The following is a 9,653-nucleotide window of genomic DNA, read 5'->3' as shown; positions in this document are numbered from 1 at the left end:
TATTGGCGGGGAGTTTGTAACCAATGACATCGCCTATGGTCTGCGTACATTAACAGATCAAGCCGAAAAGGTGAAACTGAAATATGGCTGCGCATGGCTGGATGATGCTGCTGCGGATGTCATGTTCAAAGTAACACGGATCGGCAGCAACGTAGACAAGGAGTTCTCTCAAGAGGATCTGGCGGCTATTATTGAACCTAGGGTTCAGGAAATATTCCAGATGATTTCTCAAGAAGTGAAGCGTCTTGGTTACAATGATCTTCCTGGAGGTTATATACTAACGGGAGGTACGGTCTCTATGCCGGGTGTTCTGCAGGTAGCTCAGCATGAGCTTGCTGCTTCGGTACGAGTTGCGGTGCCGGATTATATTGGTGTGCGTGACCCTGGCTACACGAGCGGAGTCGGCATTTTGCACAGTGTAATCCGCAGTTTGCGTATTCGTCCCTCGATCAACAGCGGCGGTGGAAATAACAACAACAATAATAACAACAAAAAACCGACCAACCGTCCTAAGCCGAATACGGCCCAGGAATCGGAGCAGAAACCAGGTCTGTTCGAACGACTGAAAAATATGTTCAGCGAATTTATATAACAGGTTGAATCCATTTCATACAATTCTTGAAGCGGTCTGAATGCGCTGGTTCTAAAATAAACGCTTTCGTTCGTCGATATATGAAATTGATTCGGTTCAAATCAAAAATTGGACGGGCCATCCATGCACATTGAGGGGGAGATGGAATAATATGTTGGAATTTGATTTCGAGATGGAGAGCTTGGCTCAGATTAAAGTCATCGGTGTAGGCGGCGGCGGGAGCAATGCAGTCAACCGAATGATTGAAAATGGTGTACAAGGTGTTGAATTTATTACGGTGAACACGGATGCACAGGCACTACACCTGGCGAAATCCGAGCACAAGTTGCAAATCGGTGATAAATTAACCCGTGGTCTTGGCGCTGGCGCCAACCCGGATGTAGGTAAAAAAGCAGCGGAAGAGTCCCGTGATCTAATCATGAACACGCTTAAAGGCGCAGACATGGTATTCGTAACCGCAGGTATGGGCGGTGGAACAGGTACAGGTGCGGCTCCGGTGATTGCTGAAATCGCCAAGGAATGTGGCGCACTTACTGTAGGTGTGGTCACTCGCCCGTTCACATTTGAAGGACGCAAACGTTCCAGCCATGCAGAACAAGGGATCGAAGCACTCAAGGAAAAAGTGGATACACTGATTGTGATCCCGAATGACCGTTTGCTTGAGATTGTTGACAAAAAGACGCCGATGCTTGAAGCATTCCGCCAAGCGGATAACGTGCTTCGTCAAGCGGTACAAGGTATCTCCGATCTGATTGCAGTACCGGGTCTGATCAACCTTGACTTTGCAGACGTCAAAACGATCATGCACGAGCGTGGATCTGCGCTGATGGGGATTGGTGAATCGACTGGCGAGAACCGTGCAGCAGAAGCAGCACGCAAAGCCATCATGAGTCCTTTGCTGGAAACTTCCATCGAAGGTGCACGTGGTGTCATTATGAACATTACGGGTGGCATTAACCTGTCCCTGTATGAAGTCAATGAAGCAGCTGAGATTGTTACGTCAGCTTCCGATCCGGAAGTGAACATGATCTTTGGTGCCATCATTGATGAGGATCTGAAGGAGGAGATCAAAGTGACGGTTATTGCTACCGGCTTTGAAGACAAACCTGCTTCACCACCACCTGGACGTAAACCGGCTCCAGCAAGTGAGCCTGCGGATAACCGTTCGCCGAACCTGCGTCCGTTCGGAAATCAGCCGAGCAGTGATCAGCTGGATATTCCGACATTTTTGCGCAATCGTTCACGCAATAATAATAACGATTAATACGATAATAGATTTCAATCAAGACCCGGTACTCCTGATGGAGCAACCGGGTCTTTTTGTTTTTTTACATCTTATCACACATCATTGAACAAATTCTGAACAAGGGTCCTGAGTAATTCCGACAAAAAAAGTTGAAAGGGTCCCCCCATGATTAGACAGACTTTGAAAAGTGCGCTCCTTATACTTGTGAATATGCTCATGAATATCGGATAACGTTATTTCGATATGTTGCGCGCAGGCAGGTGAAGAATGTGGTTGTTTATGTGGATCTTATTTTTTTGACAAACCTGTGTATTGACGGTGCACTCATCGGATTGACGGCCTGGATGCGCAAAACGAAGCTGGTCTGGTGGAGATGGTTGCTGTCCGCGATCGTGGGTGCGCTGTACGTCGTCATGATGTTTGTGCCGGAGTTTGATTTTATGTTCACCTTTTTGATCAAGTTTGGATTGTCTCTGGTTATGCTGAGTATTGCATTTGGGTTTAAGGGTCTTCAGGCATTTATGCGGACTTTGGGCACCTTTTATGTAATCAATTTTGTCGCCGCCGGAGGAATTCTGGGTGTGCATTACATGCTGCAAAGCTCTGGGGAATTGTTCAACGGCATTTGGTTTACCGCATCAGGTGGAATGTCATTTGATCTGAAAATCGCCTTCTGGTTTACGTTTGTCGTCTTTTTTGCCGTGCTTTTTTTATTCAAAGCCGTGCAGAGCTCGAAACGAAAAACAGACCGAATGACAACGTACTTGGGTAAAGTAGAGGTTTTTATTGACGAGGTGACTATTTCTTGTACAGGCCTTCTGGATACAGGAAATCAACTCACAGACCCCCTTTCACGTATGCCCGTCATGGTCATGGAGGTATCGTTATGGCAAGACATGCTGCCTGCTGCATGGAAGGGCAGGTTGAAGGATGAGGCGCCGGACAACCTTATCATGGAGCTCGATCAGGAGGATTTCCACTGGCAGGATCGTTTAAGGCTCGTGCCCTATCGAGGCATTAACAAAGGAACTGCGTTTATGCTGGCAATGAAGCCAGACCGGGTGAAAGTAACGATGGATGAGATGTGTTATGAGACGACAAAGGTATTAATAGGGTTGGACGGGGGCGTATTGTCATCCGATGGGAAGTACCAGGCCGTGATTCACCCTGAGCTTGTGCAAGACGCTGCTTCTGCGCAGTCTACGGCTATCTCTGCGGGAGCAACAGAAAAGCCGCTGAATGTGGTATAGGAGGAACGTACATGCTTGTAAAATGGAAACTGGTGGCGCAGCTGCAGTACTATCGTTTATTGTTTCTGCTTGGTTTGAAAAGTGAAGAGATTTATTATATCGGAGGCAGTGAGGCGCTACCGCCCCCATTAACACGTGAAGAAGAAGAATTTTTATTGCAAAAGCTGTCTTCAGGGGATTCGGCGATTCGTGCCATGTTGATTGAGCGCAACCTGCGGTTGGTAGTATACATCGCACGTAAATTCGAAAATACAGGCATCAATATCGAGGATCTGGTCTCCATCGGTGCGATCGGGCTGATTAAAGCCGTTAACACGTTTGACCCGGAAAAGAAAATTAAGCTGGCAACCTATGCTTCCCGTTGTATCGAAAATGAAATATTGATGTACCTAAGACGCAACAGTAAAATTCGTACAGAAGTTTCTTTTGATGAACCACTCAACATTGATTGGGATGGAAATGAACTATTATTATCCGATGTACTCGGTACAGAGAACGATACAATCTATCGGAATATTGAAGAACAGGTAGACCGGAAGCTTTTGCATAAGGCATTGGAAAAATTAACCGAGCGGGAGCGAATGATTATGGAGCTTCGCTTTGGCTTGACGGATGGGGAAGAAAAGACACAAAAGGATGTCGCCGATCTGCTTGGAATCTCCCAATCCTATATCTCCCGTCTCGAAAAAAGAATCATTAAAAGACTCCGCAAGGAGTTCAACAAGATGGTCTGAACAGGAGCATTTTTCATAATGGGTATTAATGGCAAGGATGCCAAGTGCGAATAAAAAAGCCTGCCCCGGAGATAATGTACATTAATGTTTCTCCTTGGGAGGTAAATCACGATGACCCGAAACAAAGTCGAGATTTGTGGCGTGGACACCGCAAAGTTGCCTGTCCTCACCAACACAGAAATGCGGGAATTGTTTCATTCCCTTCAGCAACACCATGATCGCTCAGCAAGAGAGAAATTAGTGAATGGCAACCTGCGTCTTGTACTCAGTGTCATTCAGCGCTTTAACAATCGGGGAGAGTTTGTCGATGATCTGTTCCAGGTTGGATGTATCGGCCTGATGAAAGCCATTGATAATTTTGATTTATCCCAGAATGTCAAATTTTCAACCTACGCGGTGCCGATGATTATCGGTGAAATCCGTCGATACCTGCGCGATAATAACCCAATTCGGGTATCTCGCTCCTTGCGGGACATTGCTTATAAGGCACTTCAGGTGCGTGACAGCCTGACGAATAAAAATTCCCGTGAACCGACGATATTCGAAATTTCTGAGGTGCTGAATGTGCCGAAGGAAGATGTGGTTTTTGCATTGGATGCCATTCAGGACCCGGTTTCACTCTTTGAACCGATCTATCATGATGGCGGAGATCCGATCTATGTGATGGATCAGATCAGTGATGACAAAAACAAGGATGTGTCCTGGATTGAGGAAATTGCACTGCGTGAAGCGATGCACCGTCTCGGTCAAAGGGAGAAAATGATTCTGTCGATGCGGTTTTTCGAAGGGAAAACCCAGATGGAAGTGGCTGATGAAATTGGCATTTCCCAGGCGCAGGTATCCCGTCTGGAGAAATCAGCGATACAACAAATGCAGAAACATGTGAAGTCGTAACAAGTGAAAGCCAGGAGGCGATCCAAGGGAAGAGATATTCCTTCCTTTGATCGTCTTTTTGCTTTTTGGATTTCGACATTAGGGGAAGTGAATTTGTTCTGTTTCCTCTGAAAAAGAGGACATTTTTCGCGTATGAAACATATATTGTATAGAAGCGGAGAACGGGCAGAAGCGGATTAATTGGGGGGCGGGACCAAATGAAAGTGAACACAGGTGAACCGGTGGGTAGCGGTATGAAAATTTCGGATTTTCAAACCAAAGATGTTATTAACATTACGGATGGCAAACGTCTGGGTCAGATCAGCGATTTGGAGCTGGATCTAAAACAGGGACGAATTGAAGCGATTGTTGTGCCAGGTTATAGTCGTTTTATGGGGCTGTTCGGCGGGGGAACGGATCTGATTATCCCCTGGAGAAACATTGTAAAGATCGGTTCGGATGTGATTTTGGTTAAAATGGATGAAATGAAGGAAAATAACTATGATGAGCGTGACCGTGAAGCCCGTTTGTATGATGAACAGAACAGCCGCATGGATCGGGTGGAACGAATTGAACGATTAGATCGCAGCCAGCGCCGAACGATATAATCGAGACAGAACGGGGTTCATTTGGTACACTGGAAGTTGTGAGGTGAGAAGATGGAACCGTTTATTTTGGATAAGGAAATACGGTCGGGGAGCCAGAACTCTAATTTGGGTCCTGACCCGTTGTTATTATATGTGGAGCCGTGGAAACTGGAGTTTAAGCATATGAAAGCCGGTTTTACGACAAGGCAGGGTGGTGTCGGAAGCACGCCTTACGCGAGTCTCAACTGTGCCTATCATGTGGGGGATGATCCGGCTGACGTGCTAAACAATCGTAAACTTGTAGCTGAAAAGTTGGGTTTTCCTTTGGAAGCCTGGACTTGTGGAGAACAGGTTCATGGGAAACATGTCGCTGTAATCACAGCTGAAGACCGGGGCAAAGGTTTGCTGGATCGGCAGTCTGCATTGCAGGATACGGATGGTTTGGTCACCAATGTGCCTGGTGTGCTGCTGACTTCCTTTTATGCAGATTGTGTACCCCTTTATTTCTATGACCCCGTACAACAAGCGGTGGGGCTTGCTCATGCGGGATGGAAAGGTACAGTTGCCGGTATAGCCGAATCGATGGTTGAAAAGTTGGAGCAGGAATATGGAAGTCGCAGACAGGATATCCGTGCTGCAATTGGTCCCTCGATTGGGGATTGCTGTTATGAAGTGGATGAAGCGGTTATGCAGCATGTGCGGGTTTGGCTGGATCATTCCTCGGGTAATGATGAATACAAGAACTCTGCATCAAATCAAGTATATCGACCTGCCGGAAATGGCAAAACGATGTTAAACTTGAAAGAATGCAATCGACACATTATGATGAAAGCAGGAATATTGCCGGATCATATCGAATGTACAACTTGGTGTACAAGCTGCAATCCCGAGCTATTTTTCTCGTATCGTAAAGAAAATGGCACTACAGGGAGAATGGCGAGCTGGATTGGGCTGGAAGAGAGGTGACCCTCTGTGTCATTGGAGGAGCGTATACAACTGGTAAATCAGAAGATCGAAGCCGCGTGTCAGCGCAGTGGCCGTCAACGTGAGGATGTTAATGTGATTGCTGTCACGAAATACGTCTCACTTGAAACAACGGGATCTGTGCTGGAACACGGTCTTGAGCATATTGGCGAAAACCGCTGGCAGGATGCACAAGCGAAATGGGAAGCATTCGGTCAGCAGGGTACCTGGCATTTTATCGGTCATTTACAGACGAATAAGGTGAAGGACGTCTTCGGTAAGTTTCGTTACATACATTCACTGGATCGTTTGTCTCTGGCCAAGGAGTTGGATAAAAAGGCGGCGTCTCTTGGCATCCAGGTGGAAACATTATTGCAGGTGAATATTTCAGGTGAAGAAAGCAAGTATGGCTTGCAGCCTGAACAGGCGAGTTCTTTTTTACGTGAAATCAGTTCGTTCAACAACCTGAAGGTCATCGGCCTGATGACTATGGCACCCCATGAGGAAGATCCGGAGCTTACACGTCCCGTATTTCGCGGACTGCGTGAGCTTAGAGACCATTTGAATGGACAAGCTCTGACGGCGGAGCCATTGACCGAGTTGTCGATGGGCATGTCCAATGATTTTGAAGTGGCGATTGAAGAAGGGGCAACCTGGGTTCGGCTTGGATCGATTCTCGTAGGAAAAGAGGAGGGTTCACAATGGGCGTAATGAATAAGTTTATGAATTTCCTCGGGCTCCAGGAAGAGGAAGAAATTGTGGAACGTGAGCGTATGGCGGCACAAGAGGAACATGATCCTGATCAACAGGAAGCTGAAACCTCAAGTCTCGATAAACGTAGAAACCAAAGGGGGAATAATGTGGTGAGCATTCATTCCCAGAAAAATGTTAAAGTCGTCCTTTATGAACCGCGTTCTTATGACGAAGCACAGGAGATTGCTGACCATCTGCGCTCCCATCGTACAGTTGTGGTTAACCTGCAGCGGGTGCGTCAGGATCAGGCACTGCGCGTCATTGATTTCTTGAGTGGCACAGTGTATGCACTGGGTGGCGGTATTTCAAAAATTGGCGGCAACATTTTTCTCTGTACGCCAGATACGGTTGAAATTCAGGGAGCAATTACGGAAATACTGGCTGACAGCGAGCAAGATTATAACAGAATGAGGTGAGCCACTTTTGCAACAGGTTGAAGTTGTGTTGTATACGTTATACCAAATTTATTTTTACATGGTCATTGTCTACATATTGATGTCATGGCTTCCCAACGCACGGGAAAGCTTCATCGGTGAATGGCTAGGCAAGCTTGTGGAACCATATCTAAGACCTTTCCGACGATTTATTCCGCCTTTGTTCGGTGTGTTGGATATATCACCGATTGTGGCGTTGATTGTTCTTCAACTCGCGCTTAATGGGCTGATCTCTGTCCTCCGATACTTTGTATATTAGGGTAGGGTGAACATAGATGAGCGGTGAAATTTACGAGCATTTTAGTCATGACGAGCGGGATTTTGTCGATAAAGCCTCAGACTGGGTTGAACGCGCAGGTAAATTTCATGACATGAAGCTAACTGACTTTCTTGATCCCAGACAGGCCTTTATTTTACAAACGCTTGTTAACCGTCGAGATGATGTGCAGATCCGACTGGATGGTGGGTATGAAACAGCTGAACGTAAGCGTGCGCTGATTGCACCGGATTATCGGTATCTGGACGATGAAGATATGGGTATGCAGGTGTTGAGCATTACGTCTGACGATCAGAAGATTAAAGAGCTGGAGCATGGGGACTATATGGGTTCCCTGCTCGGGCTTGGCATGAAACGTGGCAAGATCGGTGATATTCAAGTGCTGGAGGACGGGTGCCATACTGTGGTGGCGTCGGAAACCGGCGCTTTTTTATCGCTTCAATTGAACCAGGTGCACCGGGTACATGTGTTTACAGAGCTATTGGCACTGGATCAGCTGAAATGGTCCAGAAGTAAACTGGAGACGATGGACATAACCGTGGCTTCCCTGCGTTTGGATGGCATCTGTGCAGATGTGTATCGGCTTAGTCGTAGTAAAGTTCTGGTCCCGATCAAGGCTGGTCGCTGTCGTGTGAATTGGAAGGTAGAGGAAGATCCGTCCAAATCACTAAAAGCCGGTGACGTGGTTTCGATTCAAGGTTTTGGGCGATTCAAGGTGTTGGAACAGGATGGGTTGACCAAAAAGGGACGCTGTCGCGTAAAAATCGGCAAATTTGCCTAAGTGTGTTGCAGGAAAACCTGCTTTCTTGTCGAAATGTTTAAGGTAAAGGTGCAAAAAACATTCGGTGTTTCCGATATACATTAAAGTGCAAAGGTTGATATGATCGCCAAAGGATCAGAGTCTGATCCTGCATTCCGTATTAGTTGTCAAGATTGGGCACACACATACGGCCCCTTGGGTGGAACCCATATGCTGCAAACCTTCTCGGTCCGGGAAGGAACTTTTACAGGAGGTGGACAGCATGCCATTAACGCCGCTGGACATACACAACAAGGAATTTTCCCGACGCTTGCGCGGGTATGACGAGGATGAGGTCAATGAATTCCTGGATCAAGTCATCAAAGATTACGAAGGCGTCATTCGCGAAAACAAAGAGCTGAGCAATCAGTTGCTGTCCGTTCAGGAGAAGCTTGATCATTTTGCAACGATTGAAGAGACGCTGAGCAAAACGATCATCATTGCGCAGGAAGCTGCAGATGATGTGAAGGGTAATGCGAAAAAAGAAGCACAATTGATCGTGAAGGAAGCAGAGAAAAATGCGGACCGAATCGTAAACGAGTCGTTGTCCAAATCACGTAAAATTGCTTTGGAAGTGGAAGAACTGAAAAAGCAGGCATCGATTTATCGCGCTCGTTTCCGAACGCTTGTTGAAGCGCAGCTTGAACTGTTGACTCAGGATGGTTGGGAAGTGCTGGAGAGCCGGGAGCAGGAAGTCCGTGACCGCGAGCGGGAAATGAAGGAAATTTATTAGTCTATCCGCCTGGTTGACTTTTACCTGTAAAGAGGCTATAACTATATTCATAATGAATAGTGATTCCATGACGGGTTCAGTACGTTATGATCTCATCCCTCAGAGAGTTGGCGTTTGGTGCAAGCCAATGGATGAGTTATAGCCGAATATCTCCCCGGAGAAGTGACGCTGAAGCGGTGAAGTATTGGCCGTGTGTAAGCGAAACCGTGAGCCGAACGTTATATCGGCACCCTGCTGTAGTGAAGCGGGGCATAAGCGCTGTTGATGACAGAGCATACCCAATTTATATTGGATGTGGTTTGTGATGAACAGAATTAGGGTGGTAACGCGAGCATAACCTCGTCCCTTTCCAGGGATGAGGTTTTTTTGTGTCCAAAAAAAGAAGCGAACGCCCATGAGGCCCGAAGGTGCC

12 protein-coding genes and 1 other annotated feature are annotated in these 9,653 nt (G+C 46.8%); all 12 genes read left to right on the top strand.

What is annotated here, in order from left to right:
- A partial coding sequence (locus AMS66_RS33710) for a cell division FtsA domain-containing protein (RefSeq protein ID WP_330219316.1) occupies positions 1-592 on the top strand: 592 nt, incomplete at its 5' end.
- A gap of 151 nt (positions 593-743) precedes the next feature.
- Positions 744-1,856 carry a cell division protein FtsZ gene (ftsZ, locus tag AMS66_RS13050; RefSeq protein ID WP_053781217.1) on the top strand — a complete coding sequence of 371 codons (1,113 nt, stop codon included), beginning with the start codon at positions 744-746 and terminating at the stop codon, positions 1,854-1,856.
- Positions 1,857-2,107: 251 nt separating this feature from the next.
- A complete protein-coding gene (gene spoIIGA, locus AMS66_RS13045; protein ID WP_053781216.1) occupies positions 2,108-3,088 on the top strand; it encodes a sigma-E processing peptidase SpoIIGA in 981 nt (326 codons plus the stop codon).
- An 11-nt stretch (positions 3,089-3,099) separates the two neighbouring features.
- Complete coding sequence (sigE, locus tag AMS66_RS13040; RefSeq protein ID WP_017687308.1) at positions 3,100-3,822, top strand: RNA polymerase sporulation sigma factor SigE; 723 nt, start codon at positions 3,100-3,102, stop codon at positions 3,820-3,822.
- Positions 3,823-3,933: 111 nt separating this feature from the next.
- Positions 3,934-4,716, top strand: coding sequence for an RNA polymerase sporulation sigma factor SigG (gene sigG / locus AMS66_RS13035; protein ID WP_024628410.1), 783 nt, complete (start codon positions 3,934-3,936; stop codon positions 4,714-4,716).
- A 197-nt stretch (positions 4,717-4,913) separates the two neighbouring features.
- On the top strand, positions 4,914-5,303 hold the full coding sequence (locus AMS66_RS13030) for a YlmC/YmxH family sporulation protein (protein WP_236703372.1): 390 nt from the start codon (positions 4,914-4,916) through the stop codon (positions 5,301-5,303).
- 51 nt (positions 5,304-5,354) lie between these two features.
- Positions 5,355-6,248, top strand: coding sequence for a peptidoglycan editing factor PgeF (gene pgeF, locus AMS66_RS13025; protein ID WP_053781215.1), 894 nt, complete (start codon positions 5,355-5,357; stop codon positions 6,246-6,248).
- A gap of 6 nt (positions 6,249-6,254) precedes the next feature.
- The gene (locus AMS66_RS13020) at positions 6,255-6,956 is read left to right on the top strand and encodes a YggS family pyridoxal phosphate-dependent enzyme (protein ID WP_053781214.1); all 702 of its coding nucleotides are present in this window, start codon (positions 6,255-6,257) and stop codon (positions 6,954-6,956) included.
- The gene (locus AMS66_RS13015) at positions 6,947-7,414 is read left to right on the top strand and encodes a cell division protein SepF (RefSeq protein WP_024628406.1); all 468 of its coding nucleotides are present in this window, start codon (positions 6,947-6,949) and stop codon (positions 7,412-7,414) included. The genes AMS66_RS13020 and AMS66_RS13015 overlap by 10 nt, the downstream gene beginning before the upstream one ends.
- 7 nt (positions 7,415-7,421) lie before the next feature.
- Positions 7,422-7,691 (top strand): YggT family protein, encoded by a 270-nt coding sequence (locus tag AMS66_RS13010; protein WP_082350680.1) that lies wholly within the window; start codon positions 7,422-7,424, stop codon positions 7,689-7,691.
- 16 nt (positions 7,692-7,707) lie between these two features.
- Entirely contained in the window at positions 7,708-8,490 is a 783-nt protein-coding gene (locus AMS66_RS13005) for a YlmH family RNA-binding protein (protein ID WP_053781213.1), read from the top strand.
- Between the two features lie 241 nt (positions 8,491-8,731).
- On the top strand, positions 8,732-9,241 hold the full coding sequence (locus AMS66_RS13000) for a DivIVA domain-containing protein (protein WP_053781212.1): 510 nt from the start codon (positions 8,732-8,734) through the stop codon (positions 9,239-9,241).
- 58 nt (positions 9,242-9,299) lie between these two features.
- Positions 9,300-9,591: a binding site (T-box leader), on the top strand.
- Positions 9,592-9,653 lie beyond the last annotated feature (62 nt).

Origin of the sequence: Paenibacillus xylanivorans, from assembly GCF_001280595.1 — a bacterium.
GTDB classification, from domain to species: Bacteria; Bacillota; Bacilli; order Paenibacillales; family Paenibacillaceae; genus Paenibacillus; species Paenibacillus xylanivorans.
Note: the sequence above shows the minus strand (reverse complement) of the source record. Positions and strands in the feature narration are given on the sequence as shown.

What these genes read in the sequence shown, in the direction of transcription:
- ftsZ (WP_053781217.1), top strand. Translation starts at nt 744, where the DNA reads ATGTTGGAATTTGATTTCGAGATGGAGAGCTTGGCTCAGATTAAAGTC.
- sigE (WP_017687308.1), top strand. Translation starts at nt 3,100, where the DNA reads ATGCTTGTAAAATGGAAACTGGTGGCGCAGCTGCAGTACTATCGTTTA.
- sigG (WP_024628410.1), top strand. Translation starts at nt 3,934, where the DNA reads ATGACCCGAAACAAAGTCGAGATTTGTGGCGTGGACACCGCAAAGTTG.
- AMS66_RS13030 (WP_236703372.1), top strand. Translation starts at nt 4,914, where the DNA reads ATGAAAGTGAACACAGGTGAACCGGTGGGTAGCGGTATGAAAATTTCG.
- pgeF (WP_053781215.1), top strand. Translation starts at nt 5,355, where the DNA reads ATGGAACCGTTTATTTTGGATAAGGAAATACGGTCGGGGAGCCAGAAC.
- AMS66_RS13015 (WP_024628406.1), top strand. Translation starts at nt 6,947, where the DNA reads ATGGGCGTAATGAATAAGTTTATGAATTTCCTCGGGCTCCAGGAAGAG.
- AMS66_RS13005 (WP_053781213.1), top strand. Translation starts at nt 7,708, where the DNA reads ATGAGCGGTGAAATTTACGAGCATTTTAGTCATGACGAGCGGGATTTT.
- AMS66_RS13000 (WP_053781212.1), top strand. Translation starts at nt 8,732, where the DNA reads ATGCCATTAACGCCGCTGGACATACACAACAAGGAATTTTCCCGACGC.